The organism is Massilia sp. GER05 (genome assembly GCF_052056005.1).
Classification (GTDB): Bacteria; Pseudomonadota; Gammaproteobacteria; order Burkholderiales; family Burkholderiaceae_D; genus Telluria; species Telluria orientalis.
Map to the genome: position 1 here is coordinate 2,818,315 of NZ_CP178858.1, position 17,380 is coordinate 2,835,694.

17 protein-coding genes are annotated in these 17,380 nt (G+C 67.3%); 7 read left to right on the plus strand and 10 right to left on the minus strand.

The window, feature by feature from the left end; genetic code table 11:
• Positions 1-184 precede the first annotated feature (184 nt).
• Positions 185-1,009: an NAD-dependent epimerase/dehydratase family protein gene (locus ACL58G_RS12575; protein ID WP_413338554.1), complete on the plus strand. Its 825-nt coding sequence runs from the start codon at positions 185-187 to the stop codon at positions 1,007-1,009.
• A 325-nt stretch (positions 1,010-1,334) separates the two neighbouring features.
• Here ACL58G_RS12575 and ACL58G_RS12580 read toward each other — a convergent pair whose 3' ends face one another.
• The 4 genes from ACL58G_RS12580 to ACL58G_RS12595 all read right to left on the minus strand — a co-directional run bounded on the left by ACL58G_RS12580 (position 1,335) and on the right by ACL58G_RS12595 (position 6,228).
• The gene (locus ACL58G_RS12580) at positions 1,335-3,821 is read right to left on the minus strand and encodes a TonB-dependent receptor (protein WP_440967168.1); all 2,487 of its coding nucleotides are present in this window, start codon (positions 3,819-3,821) and stop codon (positions 1,335-1,337) included.
• An 18-nt stretch (positions 3,822-3,839) separates the two neighbouring features.
• A complete protein-coding gene (locus ACL58G_RS12585) occupies positions 3,840-5,075 on the minus strand; it encodes a glycoside hydrolase family 88 protein (protein WP_440967169.1) in 1,236 nt (411 codons plus the stop codon).
• Between the two features lie 155 nt (positions 5,076-5,230).
• Complete coding sequence (locus ACL58G_RS12590) at positions 5,231-5,521, minus strand: hypothetical protein (RefSeq protein ID WP_413383927.1); 291 nt, start codon at positions 5,519-5,521, stop codon at positions 5,231-5,233.
• On the minus strand, positions 5,518-6,228 hold the full coding sequence (locus ACL58G_RS12595; protein WP_413383929.1) for a S24 family peptidase: 711 nt from the start codon (positions 6,226-6,228) through the stop codon (positions 5,518-5,520). The genes ACL58G_RS12590 and ACL58G_RS12595 overlap by 4 nt, the downstream gene beginning before the upstream one ends.
• 128 nt (positions 6,229-6,356) lie before the next feature.
• Between ACL58G_RS12595 and ACL58G_RS12600 the strand changes: the two genes are divergently transcribed.
• Both ACL58G_RS12600 and ftsH read left to right on the plus strand, forming a co-directional pair.
• The gene (locus ACL58G_RS12600) at positions 6,357-6,569 is read left to right on the plus strand and encodes a holin (RefSeq protein WP_413383931.1); all 213 of its coding nucleotides are present in this window, start codon (positions 6,357-6,359) and stop codon (positions 6,567-6,569) included.
• A 176-nt stretch (positions 6,570-6,745) separates the two neighbouring features.
• The gene (ftsH, locus tag ACL58G_RS12605; protein WP_440968021.1) at positions 6,746-8,638 is read left to right on the plus strand and encodes an ATP-dependent zinc metalloprotease FtsH; all 1,893 of its coding nucleotides are present in this window, start codon (positions 6,746-6,748) and stop codon (positions 8,636-8,638) included.
• Positions 8,639-8,675: 37 nt separating this feature from the next.
• Here the strand turns inward: ftsH and ACL58G_RS12610 are convergent, their stop codons facing one another.
• The 6 genes from ACL58G_RS12610 to ACL58G_RS12635 all read right to left on the minus strand — a co-directional run bounded on the left by ACL58G_RS12610 (position 8,676) and on the right by ACL58G_RS12635 (position 14,599).
• Positions 8,676-9,773 (minus strand): glycosyltransferase family 9 protein, encoded by a 1,098-nt coding sequence (locus tag ACL58G_RS12610; protein WP_440967171.1) that lies wholly within the window; start codon positions 9,771-9,773, stop codon positions 8,676-8,678.
• On the minus strand, positions 9,770-10,333 hold the full coding sequence (locus ACL58G_RS12615) for a D-glycero-alpha-D-manno-heptose-1,7-bisphosphate 7-phosphatase (RefSeq protein ID WP_413383935.1): 564 nt from the start codon (positions 10,331-10,333) through the stop codon (positions 9,770-9,772). Before ACL58G_RS12615 ends, ACL58G_RS12610 begins: the two co-directional genes overlap by 4 nt.
• A gap of 25 nt (positions 10,334-10,358) precedes the next feature.
• Positions 10,359-11,171, minus strand: a complete 813-nt coding sequence (locus tag ACL58G_RS12620) for an SDR family oxidoreductase (RefSeq protein WP_413383938.1) — start codon at positions 11,169-11,171, stop codon at positions 10,359-10,361.
• Between the two features lie 2 nt (positions 11,172-11,173).
• Positions 11,174-12,502: a glycosyltransferase gene (locus ACL58G_RS12625; protein WP_440967173.1), complete on the minus strand. Its 1,329-nt coding sequence runs from the start codon at positions 12,500-12,502 to the stop codon at positions 11,174-11,176.
• Between the two features lie 8 nt (positions 12,503-12,510).
• The gene (locus ACL58G_RS12630; protein ID WP_413383942.1) at positions 12,511-13,494 is read right to left on the minus strand and encodes a glycosyltransferase; all 984 of its coding nucleotides are present in this window, start codon (positions 13,492-13,494) and stop codon (positions 12,511-12,513) included.
• Positions 13,495-13,654: 160 nt separating this feature from the next.
• Positions 13,655-14,599 carry a hypothetical protein gene (locus ACL58G_RS12635; protein ID WP_440967174.1) on the minus strand — a complete coding sequence of 315 codons (945 nt, stop codon included), beginning with the start codon at positions 14,597-14,599 and terminating at the stop codon, positions 13,655-13,657.
• Between the two features lie 293 nt (positions 14,600-14,892).
• On the opposite strand from ACL58G_RS12635, the gene ACL58G_RS12640 reads away from it, so the two are divergent.
• The 4 genes from ACL58G_RS12640 (at position 14,893) to ACL58G_RS12655 (ending at position 17,379) form a co-directional block, all read left to right on the plus strand.
• Positions 14,893-15,135, plus strand: a complete 243-nt coding sequence (locus tag ACL58G_RS12640) for a KGG domain-containing protein (RefSeq protein ID WP_052170513.1) — start codon at positions 14,893-14,895, stop codon at positions 15,133-15,135.
• A 153-nt stretch (positions 15,136-15,288) separates the two neighbouring features.
• Positions 15,289-15,690, plus strand: coding sequence for a hypothetical protein (locus ACL58G_RS12645; RefSeq protein ID WP_259452807.1), 402 nt, complete (start codon positions 15,289-15,291; stop codon positions 15,688-15,690).
• An 86-nt stretch (positions 15,691-15,776) separates the two neighbouring features.
• Complete coding sequence (locus ACL58G_RS12650; RefSeq protein WP_413340611.1) at positions 15,777-16,901, plus strand: M14 family metallopeptidase; 1,125 nt, start codon at positions 15,777-15,779, stop codon at positions 16,899-16,901.
• A gap of 1 nt (position 16,902) precedes the next feature.
• Complete coding sequence (locus ACL58G_RS12655; RefSeq protein ID WP_413383947.1) at positions 16,903-17,379, plus strand: CYTH domain-containing protein; 477 nt, start codon at positions 16,903-16,905, stop codon at positions 17,377-17,379.
• The last annotated feature ends 1 nt before the right edge of the window (position 17,380 follow it).

Sequence of the window (17,380 nt, forward strand, 5' to 3'; positions counted from 1 at the left end):
TACTCAGCGGCACATCTTAGCATGCGTCCCCAAGGGCGGAAGCGAGCTGGGGCAAGAAATCGGCGTATGGAATCGTTGCCACCTGTCCGGGCGGGGCCTCCGGGCGAAAAAGCGGTCCAAAAAATTGACATCGAAAGCGTTTTGGATATACTCGGTTAAACGTTTAACATATGCGAGCCTGTCCATGACCCCAGCGACCGAGTCCAAGCCTTTCCACCGTCTTCTCCTGACCGGCGCCGGTGGCGGCCTCGGCACCGTGCTGCGCGAGCGGATCAAGCCGTGGGCCGACGTGGTTCGCCTCAGCGACATCAAGGACATCGCGCCCGCCGGGCCGGGCGAGGAAGTCGTGCGCTGCGACCTGGGCGACCGCGCCGCCGTGATGGCGCTGACGGAAGGCGTGGACGCCGTGCTGCACTTCGGCGGCGTCTCCGTCGAGGACACGTTCGAGACGATCATGCATGCCAACATCCTCGGCCTGCATCACCTGTACGAGGCCGTGCACAAGCGCGGCATCAAGCGCGTGATCTACGCGAGCTCCAGCCACGTCGTCGGCTACTACCCGACCACGCAGATCGTCGATGCCAACGTGCCGCTGCGGCCGGACGGCATCTACGGCGTGTCGAAGTGCTTCGGCGAGGCCTTGTCGCGCTACTACTTCGACCGCTTCGGCATCGAGACCGTGTGCCTGCGCATCGGCTCGTCGTTCGGCGAGCCGCGCAATGCGCGCATGCTGGTCACGTTCCTCGCGTACGACGACCTCGTGGAACTGGTGCGCTGTGCCCTGTTCACGCCGCGCGTGGGCCACACGATCACGTACGGTGTGTCGGACAACCCGGTGCGCTGGTGGGACAACCGCGCGGCGGCCCACCTGGGCTTCGAGCCGCGCCACAGCGCGCGCGCGTTCGCCGACCGCTTCCCGGCCGGCGGCACGTGGTCGGATGCGGGCGACATCACGGCCGTGTACCAGGGCGGGCCGTTTTTGACGGCGGGGCCGATCTACGAAGACTGAAGCGCCCGCGAACGCGACATGCCGGGCCGGTGCAGTGATGCCCCGGCCCTTTTTGTTTCCAGCAACCGGGTCAGACCGCGATTATTGGAAATAGCTTCAATTCGGGGTCAGAGCACGTTTTCAGCAAGATTCGCGGTCAAAGCCCTTTTCGGTGCGAGTTCTTTGTGCGGTGAGCGCAATTCCGTGTTTGGTAGCGCAGTGGACATTGATCCGAAATGTGCTCTGACCCCGATTTTGGGAAATGGCCTCGGATAAAAAAATGCCGCCAGGTCGACCGGCGGCATCGAGGGAAACGCGGGCCGGGGCCCGCGGAGGAAACCCGGTATCAGAACTTCAGGTCGAGGCGCACGCTGTAGAAGCGGAATACGTCGCGCGGCGGCACCCAGCTGTTGACCGTGATGGCGGGGGAGGTCGACGTCGGGCCCGCGCGGTACGACGGGCCGCTCGAGTTGGCGTTGCCGATGTAGAAGCGGTCGAACAGGTTGTTGATGCGGAAGGACAGGCGCCACATGTCGTTGTTCTGGCGCAGGCCGAAACCGAGGTCCGAGATCGAGTACGCGTTGTTCACCGAGCGCGGGTCGTTGTTGATGTTGGTCTGGTACTCGGTCTGGTAACGCAAGTTCGCGTTCACGAAGGCCCAGTACGGGCGGTCCGCGAAATGGTAGTCGTAGTTCGTGCCGATGTTGACCTTGTTCTTCGGCGTGCCCGGAAAGATCCCGCCCGTCAGGTTCTGCACGCCCGTCGTCGAGCCGGCGCGGATCGGGAAACAGGCGCGGTTCCAGCCGCCCAGCGAACCGCCTTCGCCCAGGCCCGTCGTGCCGATGGCGGGGTTCGTGTTGTCCTGGTAGCAGGGGCCGTTCTTCCAGTCGACGATCTCCGGACGCGTGTATGCGTACGACACGTTCATCGACCAGTTCGACGTCAGCAGAAAGTGCGAATCGATTTCGAAGCCGCGCGTGCGGATCTTCGGGATCGAGTTCAGCTGCGTGTAGATCGTCGGGTCGTTCGGCAGCACGAACGACGTGTTCTGCTGGTAGTTCTTGAAGTCCGTCTTGTAGATCGTGGCGGCGAGCGACATGCGGTTGTGGAACAGGTTCGCCTTGGTCCCGAGCTCGACACTGCGGCTCGTCTCCGGCGCCACCGGGAACGCGGCCGCCGCCTTCAGGCCGCTCGTCACGTCGTACGCGAGGCCCTTGTAGCCGGTCGCCGTCATCGCATAGACCATCCAGTCGCTGTTGATCTGCTTCTGGATCGACAGCTTGCCGGTCGTCGCCCAGTCGCGGTTGCCGCTGCTGGAGAACTGGTCCCGGCCGACGGGGCCCGGCACGAAGGTCGAGCGGTCCAGCTGGTCCGTATAGAAATTGCGGATGTAGTTGAAGCCCGAGGTTTCCACGTTGCGGCGGATGCCCGCGACCAGCGTGTACGTCGGATGGAAGTCCCACGTGGCCTGGCCGAACACGGCGCGGTTCACGTTGTAGATGTCGGTGTAGTAGTTCGTGGGGCTCGACGGCGAGCTGGCCGTGCAGACGCTCGGGCGCACGCAGAAGCCGCGGATGAAGTGGCGGTCGATCTCGTTCTGCGCCCACCACAGGCCGGTCACGTAGCGCAGCTTCCCGATATCCGGCGACACGTAACGGATTTCCTGCGTCTTCGATCGGATGTCGTAGGTGCCGAATTGCGCGTTGCCGACGCTGAACTTCGTCTCGCCCGGCCGCGCGATGGTCGGCACGTCGACGAAGTCCTGGTCGCGGTAATCGTTTGCCTTGTAATGCTCGTACGACGAGATCGACATCAGCGTGCCGTCGTTCGGCAGGTTGTACGAGAACTTCAGGCCCGTGCCGAACGTGGACGAATTGATCCCGGTCGGGAAGTCGCGCCGCACGTAGCGGTTGTTCGGATCGTACGGGTTGATGCCGGCCAGCGTGAGCGACGCGGGCAGTTGCGGGTTGCCGTTCATGTACGCGGTCGCGAGGTCGGCCTGGCTACCCGCGCGGTAGAAGCCGTTCACGGCCGTCACGCCGCGGCTGTTTTCCTGCGCGTTGTAGTGCGGCGTGAAGTCGATCTCCAGGTCCTTGATCGGGTTCCACTGGAACTTCGTCATGATCGTCCTGCCGCCCGATCCGTTGACCTTCTGGCCGTTCGTCAGGTTCGTGAAGTTACCCGGCATGTCGCTCTTGTTGACGGCGATGCGCATGCCGAAGTCGTCGCGCAGCTTGCCGCCGACCGACGCGCCCACGCGCCACTCGTGGTCGTTGGTGTAGTACGCGTTGGCGCGGTAGACGATCGGCCCGCTGATCGGTTTCGTCACGATGTTGATCGCGCCGGCCACGGCGGATTTGCCGAACAGCGTAGACTGCGGCCCTTTCAGCACCTCGACGCGGGCCACGTCGGCCAGGTCGCGGAAGGCCTGGAACTGGCTGGCGATCGGGATGTCGTCGATGATGACGGAGACGTCGGACTCCACGCCGATGCCGACGGAGACGGTACCGATGCCACGCATGAAGATGGCGTTGTTGGCGGCCGTCGTGCCCGACGACAGCGTCAGCGACGGCGTCAGGTTGATGACGTCCTCGATCTCGCGCACGTTGTTGCGCTGGATCTCCGCCTCGGACAGCACGGAGATCGACTCCGGCACATTTTCCAGCCGCTCCACGCGTTTGTTCGCGGTGACCAGGACGGTTTGCAACTGGTTGGGGTTCGTCGGTACTTCTTGCGCCCGCGCGGGCACGGTCCAGTGGGCGACGGCCATCGCGACGACGGCCGCCACGGGCTTGACCGCGATCCGCGCGCCCGGTGTTCTCTGCTTGCTCACAACGTCTCCTTGGTTTTTCTAATGAAAACTGCCAGTCCCGCTGCGCGCCGCCTTCAGGCGTGCCGCCTTCATGCGCAACAGCGCCTCCAGAAAGTAGTAGTCCGCGTAGTTCAGCGGCACGTCGATTTCCGATTTGGCCGGCTTGTGGCCGGTCGCATGCTTGAGGAGGAAGCCGCCGTTGTCTCCAGGCGCCGCGAGGTACGCACTGGACGACAGGCTGCGCAGCGTCTGTTCGGCGAAGTCGCGGTAGCGCGCGGCCGTCTCGCGGTCGGAGAACGTCGCCAGTTCCAGCAGGGCGGAGGCGGCGATGGCGGCGGCGGAAGCGTCGCGCGGGGCGGCGGGAATGGCCGGGTCGTCGAAGTCCCAATAGGGCACCTTGTCGGCCGGCAGGCGTGGATGGGTCGTGTAGAAGCGGGCGATCTTGTGCGCCTGCTGGAGATAGTTGTCGTTGCGGGTTTCGCGGTACATCATCGTGTAGCCGTACAGGCCCCACGCCTGTCCGCGCGCCCATGCGGAGCCGTCCGTGTAACCTTGCACGGTCATGCGCGCACACACGGCGCCCGTCTTCGGGTCGTAGTCGACGAGGTGGAAACTGGACCCGTCGGGGCGGAAGTGGTTCTTCAGCGCGGTGTCGGCATGGGCGATGGCGATCTCGCGGTAGCGCGGTTCGTTCGCGGCCTTCGCGGCCCACATCAGCAGCTCCAGGTTCATCATGTTGTCGATGATGACGGGGAAGGCCCACGTCGTGTTGGGCCACAGGTCCCACGACTGGATGCTGCCGACTTTCGGGTTGAAACGCGTGATCAGTGTCGTCGCGCCGGCCAGCAGGGCGTCGCGGTAGGCCACGCGCGTGGCCGCGTCGTCCACGAGGCGCAGGCCGTTGCCGTAGCCGGCGCCCAGCATGAAGCCGAGATCGTGCTGGGACTTGTCGAACTTCGCGGGCGCCGTCAGCGCCGTGTAGCGCATCGCCGCCGTTTTCCATGTCGCGTCGCCGGTGGCTTCGAACAGGTACCACAGCGAGCCGGGAAAGAAGCCGGCCGTCCAGTCGCCCGGCCCGATCATTTTTACTTCGCCACGCTCCACGGTGCGGGGGAAGCCCGGCTTGCCCGCGGCCTTGTCCAGCAGGATGCGGTACTGCGCGCTGGCGACCTTGAAGTCCTTGTCGATGACGGCGCCGATCGGTTCCGCGGCCGTTGCGGCCGACGCGCCGCACGCCGCCAGCAGGATCCCGCAGATAATCGTTTTCGCAGTCATGGAACGCGTCTCCCTGTTGGTCTGATTATTGAGCAAATCGTAATCAGAACGGGAAGCGGTGTCAACAAAAATAGGTAAACGCTTAACTTGACGTTTTCAGGGCTTAACGACGTGCTGGTGGCGGCAATAGCGAAAACGTTTTGCCGGCCGGACGACTAGAATGGCGGCGGCTCGTCCGGCGGGAGCGGCGGCACGTCGAGGTCGATCGTCGTACGCGGCAGGTGCGCGAGATCCGCGCCGTCCACGAGCGCCTGCGCCTGGAACGCGGCATGCGCGCGCACGCCATGCTTTTGCACGGCCACGAGCATCACGGGCAGGGTGGGGAAGTATGGGCGCAGGCGTTCCAGCAGCACGTCGCCGACGCCGGGCGCGACCCACGCCGGCGGCGGAAAGGCCAGCGCCACGCGCACGCCTTTCAGTTCGGCCTGGGCGACCTCGAGTTTCAAATCCGGTCGCTTTCCTTGCGCACGACGCGGCCGATGATGAGGCAGGCGTTGCCCTGGCAGAGTTTGCGGTGGTATTTGCGCTGGTCCGGATTGTCCGACGTCAGCCACCATTTGCCGGCGTCGCGCGTCAGCCGCTTCACGACGGCCTCGCCTTCGTAGTTGAAGGCATACACGGCACCGTCCACGAGCTTGGTGTCGAGCGTGTTGATGATGACGATGTCCCCCGCGTACAGCGACGGTTCCATGCTCTCGCCCTTGACGAGGATGGCCATCAGGTGGTCGGGATGGTAGTTGTGCCGTTCGATCCACGTGCGGCGCATGCCGAGCGTGCCGCCGTCGCGGCGTTCGGGCTCCGTCTGGAAGCCCGTGATCCCGGCCGACAGCCGCAGCTTGACCATGCGGATCTGGACGAATTCCGCATCGTCGTTGTCGGCCGGGCGCACCGGCATGCCGTCCTTCAGGCCGTGGAAGGGGGCCTGGCGCGGGTCGCCTTCGCCGGTCATCAGCCAGATGTGCGAGAACCCGAGTTCGCGCTCGATGTTCAGCGCGTAGCGGATGTCCATCGACTTGATTTTCCCGGTCAGCCACTGGTTCACCACGCTCTTCGAGGCGCCCGAGGCTTTGACGAGGCCGATCTGGCCACGCTCGCCTTCGAGCTGCGGCGTGGTGCGGTAGATGTGGTCGAGGCGGTCGGATAAGAGGTTCATGTTCAGGCCCTGCACTCGTTCTGGTTTAGTGTTCTTGACGTTGATCAGTTTAGAGTTCTATACTGGACTCTACTCGACTTGCCGGGTTTTGTGAAGGGGAGGCGAGCTTTCGATGGGGGAGAACAGCTATGAACAGACCAGGTATCTTCGGCGTGGCCAGCTATGTCGCGGGCGTGGCGTCGATCGGCGCATCGTTGACGATGGCGGACGTCGGCGCGGCGGTCGGTATCGCGACCGCCGTCCTGACCTGCCTGACCAATACCGTGTACACGTACCGCCGCGACCGGCGCGAACAACGCGAGTGCGAGGCGCGGCTCGCGCAGCTGGAGCGGCAGACGTGAACGTGTCACTTTGACCCAGGTCAAAGTGATGTGGGCCTGATCTGTCAGACAGTGGGGCGAGAGGCGGAGGCGCTGGAAGAGCTCAGGCGCAGGGAGGCGGCGTGAACGATATGTCCGATACGAAGGAGACGCCAACCGGGCGGGGCGTGGACGGCGGCGGCCCGACGCTCCGTCCCATGCTGTGGTACTGGCTGGTCGCCATTGTCCTGTTCATGCTGTTCCAGTCGGTGACCGACGTGATCGGGTCATCGCCGCTGGCATACAGCGAGTTCAAGGAGCTTTTGCGTGGCGGCAAGGTCAACGAGGTCACGCTGGCGGAGACGACCGTGTCCGGCACGCTCAAGTCCGGCGGCCTCGACGCCATCCTGCCGAAGAACCGCGCCGAGTCGGTCAAGTGCAATGCGGACGGGCTGTGTCCGTTCAACGCCGTCCGCGTGGCCGATCCGGATCTCGTCAAGGATCTCGACGCGGCGCACGTGCGCTACTTCGGCCAGCAGCACAGTGAATGGCTGAGTACGTTGTTGTCGTGGGCGCTGCCGCTGCTCCTGCTGTTCTGGATGTGGGGCGCCATGGCGAAGCGGGGTGGCGTTGCGGCCGGGCTGTTTGACGTGGGCAAGAGCCGGGCCCGTGTGTACATGCAGAGCAAGACCGGCGTGAGTTTCAACGACGTGGCGGGCATCGACGAGGCGCGCGACGAGCTGATGGAGATCGTCGACTTCCTCAAGAGCCCGCAGCGCTATCGGCGGCTCGGCGGGCGCATTCCGAAAGGCGTGCTGATCGTCGGGCCGCCCGGCACCGGCAAGACCCTGCTGGCCCGGGCCGTGGCCGGCGAGGCCGGGGTGCCGTTCTTTTCGATCAGCGGCTCGGAATTCGTCGAGATGTTCGTCGGCGTCGGCGCGGCCCGCGTGCGCGACATGTTCGTGCAGGCGCAGAAGGTGGCGCCCTGCATCATCTTCATCGACGAGCTCGATGCGCTGGGCCGCGCGCGCGGCGTGGCGGGCGTCGTCGGCGGCTATAACGAGCAGGAGCAGACGCTCAACCAGTTGCTCGTCGAGATGGACGGTTTCGACACCAACAAGGGCGTGATCATCCTCGGCGCCACCAACCGCCCCGAGATCCTCGATCCGGCCCTGCTGCGCCCGGGCCGCTTCGACCGCCACGTCGCGCTCGACCGGCCGGACCTGAAGGGCCGCCAGAAGATCCTGCAGGTGCATGCCCGCGACGTCAGGCTGGCGCCGGACGTGGACCTGGCCGCCGTGGCTGCGAAGACGCCCGGCCTGGCCGGTGCCGACCTCGCCAACCTGGTCAACGAGGCGGCGCTGCTGGCCGCGCGGCGCGGCAAGGAGAGGGTCGAGCGCGGCGACCTGGAGGAAGCCGTCGACCGCGTCATCGCGGGCATGGAAAAGCGCTCGCGCCTGATCAATCCGATGGAAAAGGAAACGGTGGCCTTCCACGAGGCGGGGCACGCGCTGACGGCGGAGTTCCGCGCGCATGCGGACCGCGTGGCGAAGGTGTCGATCATCCCCCGCGGCATCGCGGCGCTCGGCTATACGCAGCAGCTGCCGGCCGAGGACCGCTACCTGCTGAAGAAGAGCGAGCTGCTGGACCGGATGGACGTGCTGCTCGGCGGACGCGTGGCGGAGGAGCTGGTGTTCGGCGACCTCTCGACGGGGGCGCAGAACGACCTGCAGATGGCGACCGATCTCGCGCGCCACATGGTCGCGCAATACGGCATGAGCGAACGTATGGGCCTCGCGACGTTCGAGCAGCCTGCCGCCGCACCCTATGCGCCGGCCCAGCTGCCGAATACGGCATACAGCGAACGTACGGCGCGCCTGATCGATGGGGAGATCGCGCGGCTGCTCGACGAAGCGCATGAACGCGTGCGCGTCACGCTGCGCGAGCAGCGCGTATTGCTGGATGCGCTGGCCCGCCAGCTGCTCGACCATGAGACCGTCGAGCGCGACGCGCTGCAGGCGCTCGTGCGCGAGCATGCGGCGCGGCCTGTCGCGGCACCGTCTGCGGCGCCGGCCGTGGGGCAGGTGGCGGACAGGCAGTCCGGACGGTGATCGGCACGGCGGCAAGGGCAGCATGGCGTCGCGCCGGTCAGGCTGTCTCCGCCGCCGGCGTTGCGCGCGCCGCATCCAGCAGCGCGCGCACGGCATCGACGACGCGCCGCGGCTCGATCCCGGCCAGGCAGGCCTGGTGGCCTTCCGGACACGTGCTCTTGTAGCAGAAGCGGCACGGCACATCGTGGAACAGGACGCGGCTGCGCACATTCCACGGCGTGTGCTGCGGGTTGGTCAGGGCGTACAGGTCGACGACCGGCGTGCCCACGGCGGCGGCCATGTGCGCCGGCCCCGTGTTGTTGGTCACGGCGACGGCCGCCAGGCGCAGCGCCGCGCCCAGCTCGCCCAGCGCCAGCCGGCCCGCGAGCGAGATCGCCGGCACGGCGCTGGCGAACTGGATGCCGTCGACGAGCTCGCTTTCCTCCGCGCTGCCCGTGAGCACGAGGGGCAGTTGCAGTTCCTGCGCGAGCAGGCGCACCACGTGAGCCCAGTGCGCGGCGGGATAGCGGCGCGAGGCCGCGCTGGCGCCCGGATGCAGCAGGATCCACGGCCGGTCCGGGTCGATGCCGGCGGCGGCCAGGCGTGCCCGTGCCGCCGTAAAGTCCGCCGGACGGGGAACGAACGACAGGCCAAGGCCGGCGCTGCGGCAGCCGACCCGCTGCACGAGGGCCAGCTGGCGCTGGACTTCGTGCCGCACGAGCGTGGCCGGCTCGGGGTCGGGTACCCAGTCGCTCAGCAGGTCGTACGGGTTTTCGCGGCAGTGGGCCAGCCGCAGCGGGATGCCCGCCAGCTGGCACAGCAGGGCCGCCGGCAGCGCGCTCTGCGTGTAGGTCGTGAAGATCACGGCCGCGTCGAAGGCGCGCGCCGCCAGTGTGGCGATTGGCGCCGGCGCGGCGGCCCCGGTGGTGGCAGACCTGGCGGACTTCGTCCATGGCGCCGACCAGGCGATGGCGTCGTCCAGTTCGGGAACGAAGGGCAGGGCGGCGGCGCCGGACGCGGAGCTCAGCAGGGTCAGCGTGCGGCCCGGCACGGCCTGGCGCAGCGCACGCATGGCCGGGGTGCACATCAGCACGTCCCCCAGCGAGTCGAGGCGCACGCACAGGATGCGCCGGGCGCGATGCCACGGGGCCGTCATGGCGCGTCTCCATGGCTGGCGATCAGCACGGCGGCCGTGTACAGGTCGGGGGCCATGCGCGTCGGCACGCGGCGGGGGCCGAGCCGCCATTCGGTCTCGTTGCCGTTGTCGATGAGGATGGTGCGGCAGCCGGCCCGGTTGCCGGCCTCGACGTCGTGCAGGATGTCACCCACCATCCACGACGCCCGCAGGTCGATGTCGTGCTCGTGCGCCGCCTTGAGCAGCAGGCCCGGCAGCGGTTTGCGGCAATGGCATTCGGCCGACCAGGGCGCGACCGTGCCTTCCGGATGGTGCGGGCAGACATAAAAGCCGTCGAGCGCCAGGTGTTCGCGCAGCAGCAGGTCGCGTATGCGGGCGCTGACGGTGTCCATCGCGGCCGCGGCGAAGCGCCCGAAGGCGATGCCCGGCTGGTTGGTGACGACGAACAGCCGGTAGCCGAGGCGCACCAGCAGGCGCAGCGCCGGGCCGGCGCCGCGGCACAGCGTGATGCACGCGGGCTCCACGTTGTGGGGCAGGTCGGGTACGAGCGTCCCGTCCTTGTCGAGAAATATGGCTTTCACGGCGCGGCTTTCATGAGGACACAAGTCAGGGCCAGGAAGTTTCCTGCATGGGCAGCACGGTCATTTCCGCGATCACGCTTTCGCGCGGCAGCAGCAGCGCGTGCCGGATCGCCTGGGCCACGCTGGCGGGATCCTGCAGGCGGGTCGGATCGAGGTCGGGGAAGCGGTCGAGCAGGAACGGCGTCCGCATCCCGCCCGCGACGACGGCCGTGACGCGGATGCCGTGCGGCCGCAGTTCGGCATGCAGCGCATGCGACAGCCCGAGCAGTCCCCATTTGCTGGCGTGGTAGGCGCTCGCATTCGGCCAGGCCCGCTTGGCCGCCGTGGAGGCGACGTTGACGATGTCGCCGCTGCCCTGGCTGCGCATGTGCGCGGCCGCGTGCTTGGCCAGCAGGAACGGCCCGTTCAGGTTCGTGTTGATGACGCGCAGCCAGTCCTGCTCGGACAGGTCGGACAGCGGCAAGGTCACGTCCGTGCCGGCGTTGTTGACGAGGATGTCGATGCGGCCCATCGTCGCGACGCAGCGTTCGACGGCGGCGCGCGCGGCGCCCGGGTCGCCGACGTCGAGGGCCAGCGCGCTGGCGCGTACGCCGTGGCCGAGCAGGGCCGGCATGGCCAGCTGCAGCGCGTCGGCGCGGATGTCGGCGGCCACGAGGTCGCATCCTTCCGCCGCCAGCACGGCGGCCAGCGCGGCACCGAGCCCGCTGGCGGCGCCCGTGACGAGTGCGACCCTGCCGTGCAGGGGCCGCTGCCAGCGGACCGGATCCGGGGCCGGGTCGGGCAGTGCATCCACGGACGGTTGCGCCGTGATGGACGGGGAGGCGTTGAGGTCGGCCATGCTTACTCCTGGGGTTGGGTCGCGGCGATGGGGGCGCGCGCTTCGGCGAGGACGGCGGCATAGATGGCCGCGACCTGCTGGGCGACGGTGCGCCAGGTGTAATGGCGGTAGGCGCGGCGCAGCCCGGCTTCGCCCATCGCGCGCGCGCGCACGGGATCGCGCTGCAGGCGGGCGAGGTGCGCGGCCAGCGCCTGCGGGTCGCGCGCCGGCACGAGGAAGCCGGTGGTGCCGTCGACGACGGTGCTCTTGATGCCGCCCACGTCGGCGCCGACGACGGGCCGGGCGCAGGCCATCGCCTCGACGGGCGTGATGCCGAACGGTTCGTACCACGGCGTCGTGGCGAACACGTCCGCGGCGCCGTACCAGACCCGCAGCGCCGCGCGCGGCTGCTGGCCGGCGAACTGCACGTGGCCGGCAATGCCCAGCGTGTCGGCGAGGGCGCGCAGCCGGGCCAGTTCCGCGCCGTCGCGCCCGCCCGGCTGCGCGTCGCCGCCGACCACGAGCAGTCCGGCGTCGATGCCGTACGCGGCGCGCAGCAGCGCGACGGCCTCGATCACCGTGTCCACGCCCTTGCGCGGCACCATGCGGCCCAGCTGGAGCACGGTGAAGCGGTCGGGGGCCAGCGCCAGCGCGGCACGGGCCTCGTCGCGCGGCATGGGCCACAGCTCGTCGGGATCGAAGCCGCACGGCGCGATCGCGATGCGTCCGCCGCTGGCGCCGTACAGGCGCTCCATGTCCTGCCGGTCCTGCTGGCATTCCGCGATGATGCGGTCGGCGTGCCGCATCAGGCTGCTTTCGATACGGGTGCGCGCCGCCGGAAACGCATCCGCCGTACCCTGCGCGAGGCGGCGTACGCGGCCGAGCGCGTGGAAGGTGATCACGAACGGCAGGCCCAGCGCCTGCTTGAGGTGGCGGGCGACCATGCCGGACATGAAGAAGTTCGCGTGCACGATGTCGTACGGGGCCGGCTGGTGGCGGGCGAAGCGGGCCGCGAAGCGGGAGAAGGACGGGATGTGCGGCAGCATCTGCTCCTTGGGGACGTAATGGGCCGGTCCCGCCGGCACGTTGACGACGCGCAGGTTTTCGCGCCAGCGCACGAGCTGCTTCTGTTTCGCGTCGTCGCGGCGGGTGAAGACGTCGACGAGGTGGCCTGCCAGCGCCAGTTCGCGCGCGAGGTGCGCGACGTAGACGTTCTGGCCGCCGCAATCGATGCTGCCCGGTGCCGCGAGCGGCGACGCGTGGTCGCTGATGAGGGCGATGCGGCGTCGGCCGGCAGGGTGGGCCGGACGGGGCGTGGCGGCTGCGGCGCGTGGCCGGTCGTCGAGTTTCATGGCGGCGGTCAGCTGGTCACGGCGCGCAGCGCGGCATCCCAGTCGGCGCTGAAGCGGGCGATGGCGAAGCGTTCGCGCGCCCGCAGCTGCGCGGCCTCGCCGAGGCTGCGGGCCAGGCCGGCGTCGCCGAGCAGCGCGCGCATGGCGATGGCGAGCTGGCGCGTGTCGGTCACGGCGAACCCGGAGACGCCGTGCTCGATCACGGTCGCCATTTCGGCGGTCGCCAGTGCGACGACGGGCATGCCGATCGTCATGGCTTCGATCACGGACAGGCTGAGGCTGGAATAGCGGACGGGCGAGAACAGGAACCGGTACGCGGCGGCGAACGCGGGCAGTTGCGGATGGTCGACCTCGCCCAGGCCGCCCAGCTCCGTCGCGCCCATGCCGACGAGGTCGAGGGGCAGGGTCGTGCGCAGGCGGCCGAACAGGTCCGCGCCCATGCGCCGGCCGCGCCGCGCCAGGTGGTTCGTGATCACGAGGCCCCGCTCGACGTCGCCGCGCCAGCGCACGCCGTCGGGCACGGCGACGCCATGCTCGATGACGCGCGTCGGCGTGCGGCCGCTGTCCCACATCAGGTCGTTAAACGGCGTGACGTGCACGAGCAGCACGGCGGGATCGTCGACCGGGTGGCGCACGTCGGTCGGCCATTGCGGCCGGCGGGCGTCAGCGGCGATGTCGTCCGGGGGCAGCGAGGGCGGATCGTGCTCCAGGTAGATGCGGGGCAGCGCGCGCTGGGCGGGCGTGAGAAGTTCGTACTGGTCGCGTTCCCAGTGATGATCTTCCTGGAACAGGATGCAGTCGAAGGCCTGCGTGCGCGCCTGGTCGGCGGGCAGGTCGCGGACGTTCGGGCCGAACGGGAAGGGGCCGCAGCGGCCGCCGTAGCCGGGCGGCCGGCCCGGTTTCACCAGCACGTGGAAGTCGTGCGGCGCATGGGACAGGTAGTACAGGTAGCTGCCATGCGTGTGCCACGTCAGGACGTTCAGGCGGCGCATGACGCCTCCATGGCCCGTATGGAGGCGGCACTAAGCTCGTGTGCAATCCCGTTCTGGTTTGGCATGCTTCGCTCGCGGTCTGAATGTGACAGGTTCGACCGCGAGCGAAATGGCTGGGTTCCGGAACTAGCCCGGAGCTTGAATCTGGATCAAGGATGGCTCAGGGCTTGCGCTTGAAGCCGGTATCGTCGTCCATGTTGTCGTCGCCGTGCAGCTTGTTGGCGAAGCCGGGGCTGCGCGGGTAGCCGCCGGCGGCATCGTTCGACTTGTGCACGGGCGGGCCGTTGTGGGAACCGGTCTGCGAGCCCTGGCGGTCGGTGCTTGCGGCGCCCGTGTTGCCCGGCGAGCGCGGCAGGCCGCCGGCCACGTCGTTCGACTGGTGCACGCCGCCCACGTCCGAGTTCTGGTTCGACATCGAGCGGGAGCCGGCCACGTCCAGCTGTGTGTTGCCGCGCTGGGCTTCATGGCCGCCGGCGGCGCCCGGTCCCGGCATGCCGCCGCCCTGCGTGGAGCCCGATGCCGACTGGCGGTTGCCCATCGAGCCGCGCGGCGGCTGCGACGGCAGTTCGCTGCGCGGGCCGTGCATGCCGCCGCCCTGCGTGTGCGTGGAGGCCTGCAGGTTGCCGCGCGAGTCCGAGAGCGAGCCGCCTTGCAGGTCTGGCTGGGCGGCACTCTGGGAGGCCAGGTTGCCGCGCACGACGTCGCGGTGCATGTCGTGTTGCCGGTTCAGATCCACGCCCGAGTCTTTCGGACGGTGTCCGACAGCCTGTTCCAGTAAGCCGTAGGCGCCGGACTTCTGTTCCATCTGGCGCTGGTGGCTGTCCGTGATGCCTTGCACCGCGCCGGAGCCGCCGTTGATCTGGTTGTCCATCGAGCCGCCGGGAATGCCGGCATCCTCGCCATACTCGCGGCCGCCCACGCCGCCCTGGCCGCCCATGATGTCGCGTTGCTGGTTGCCCTGCTGCGGTACGCCGGTGCCTTGCGGATACGTGTGGTCGAGCGGCTGGCCGCGGTCGGCGCTGGCGCCCTCGGACCCGGGCGTCCATTTTTCATTGGCGCCGTTGTTCGTCTGGTTGTTCGCTTCGCTGCGTTGGTTCGCGTCCATGGTCGTCTCCTTTCGATCTGGAATTGAGATGATGCGCGTCCAGGAGCGACTTCAGTATAGGAAGACGTTGCGGTTATATGTAGGACGATTACCGACGAGTTATTTACGACTGGAAGTATTGTTTCGAGAGTGAATTTTCTGTGTCACATTGTCCTACAAAGTCATCTGAAATGCTCCTATAGTCTCATCTAGACGGCATGCCTAAGATGTTTTCCGACCGAGCGCTCATCCGATGGCATCGGCAGGCCTGCCGCGGGACGCGGCGGTTTCAACTGCAACGAGGAGAGAACATCATGGCATCCAGCAATCAAGGCAACAAACAAAGCGGCGGTACCAAGAACCGCGGTTTCGCATCGATGGATCCGGAGCGTCAGCGCCAGATCGCCAGCGAGGGTGGCAAGGCCGCCCACCAGAAGGGCACCGCCCACGAGTTCACCTCGGAAGAGGCACGTCGCGCAGGCAGCATGAGCCATGGCAACCGCCAGTCGGCTTCGGGCTCGTCGTCGCGCAGCTCGTCCAAGGGCAACAAGCAGTAATCCCACGCAACGGGACGGTGGCGGTGCCGTCCCTCTGCCAAGTTTCCACACGGGGAGCACGAGCTCCCCGTTTTGCATTTCTTTAACACAATTCTTAAATGGGATGGGGTAGAATCCTCGGGCTTTCAACCACTTAGCCCATAGGAATTCGTCGTGAAATCAGCGGTCATCCGTCAAGTCAAGAGCATGTCCATGTCGTGCGACCGGGTCGGCAACCTGTTGTTGACCAAGTTTTCCGCACACGGCGCGAGCGACGTCGCCGTCTTCGTGCCGGCCTCGATCGTGTTCTGGCTCCTGAAGCACCTGCCGGTGAACCAGGACCCGAACCTGCAGCCGCCGCCGGCCGGTCCGCAGATCACCCAGTGGGACTGGGATCACCCGAACATCCCGCGCGCGTTCACCGTGCAGTGCAAGGTCTTGCCGGGCAAGATCAGCATGACGTACAACCTCGACCGCAAACCGGACCTCACCGTCGTCCTCGACCGCAGCAACGTCGAGCTGATGCGCCAGATCATGCTGGCCTACAGCAAGGACCTGATCGACCTCGACGCGTAAGCCGAAGCGTCCGGCCGTCAGTGATGGCCGGCGGGCGTGGGCTCGGCTATCATGCGGTCTTTGACCGCTTTTCGAGGAACCCGCCCATGCCCATCAAGATCAGCCAGCTGTTCGATTCCGGTGCGATCGACGTCGTCCAGGCCACCGACCCGCGCCAGATCGACCTCAAGCTGCGCAAGGATTCTTCAGCCGACATCCACCAGTGGTTCCACTTCCGCCTGCAGGGCGCGCGCGGCCAGGCCTGCACGATCCGCTTCCTGAACGCGGGCCAGGCGACGTATCCGAAGGGCTTCGAGGGCTACCAGGTGGCGGCCAGCTACGACACCGAGAACTGGTTCCGGGTTCCGACGTCCTTCGACGGCCAGGTCATGACCGTCAACCACACCCCCGAGCTGGACAGCATTTATTACGCCTATTTCGAGCCCTACACCTGGGAGCGCCACCTGCGCCTGCTCGGTGAAGTGGCGGAGAACCCGGTCGCGCGCGTGCACGACATCGGCACGACCGTCGACGGCCGCGACATGAACCTCGTCGTGGTCGGCAATCCGCAGGCCGAGAAGAAGATCTGGGTGATCGCGCGCCAGCATCCGGGCGAGACGATGGCCGAGTGGTTCGTCGAGGGCATGATGGATGCGCTGCTCGACAATTCGAACCCGATCTCGCGCAAGCTGCTGCAGCGTGCCGTGTTCTACATCGTGCCGAACATGAATCCGGATGGTTCCGTCCGGGGCAATTTGCGCACGAACGCGGCCGGCGCGAACCTGAACCGCGAGTGGATGACGCCGTCGCCCGAGCGCAGCCCGGAAGTGCTGTGCGTGAAGAACAAGATCCACGAGACGGGCGTCGACATGTTCTTCGACATCCACGGCGACGAGGCGCTGCCGTACAACTTCGTGGCCGGCAGCGAGATGCTGGAAGACTTCACGCCGGAGCGCCTGGCCGCCCAGAACGCGTTCATCGAGCGCTACATGGCTGCCAGCCCCGACTTCCAGAACGTCTACGGCTATGCCGCGAGCAAGTACAACGAGGAACTGCTGACCCTGGCCTCGAAGTACATCGGCCACACGTTCAAATGCCTGTCGCTGACCCTGGAGATGCCATTCAAGGACAACGCCAACCTGCCCGACCCGTACGTCGGCTGGAACGGCGCCCGCAGCGCCGCGCTGGGTGCCGCGATGCTGCAGCCGATCCTGCAATCGCTGGACGACTGACATGGGCGTCGAGATCGAACGCAAGTTCCTGCTGGCGCATGAAGGCTGGCGCGGGCGGGGCGTCCCGACGCGCATGCGCCAGGGCTACCTCGTGGCGGATGCCGTGCGAACCGTGCGCGTGCGCATCGAGGGCGAGCGGGCCGTCATCACCATCAAGGGAAAAAGCACCGGCGCGTCCCGCGGCGAGTGGGAATACGAGATCCCCGTGGCGGACGCGACGGAGCTGCTCGACGGCCTGTGCGAGCAGCCGCAGGTGGAAAAGATCCGCCACCGCATCGAGCATGCGGGCCACACGTGGGAAGTCGACGAATTCCTCGGCCTGAATGCCGGGCTCGTCGTCGCGGAGATCGAACTCGATGCCGAGGACGAAGCGTTCGAGAAGCCGGACTGGATCGGCCAGGAAGTGACGGGCGAGAAGCGCTACTACAACTCCAGCCTGATCCGGATGCCGTACGCGCAGTGGCAGGTAAAGCCGTGAA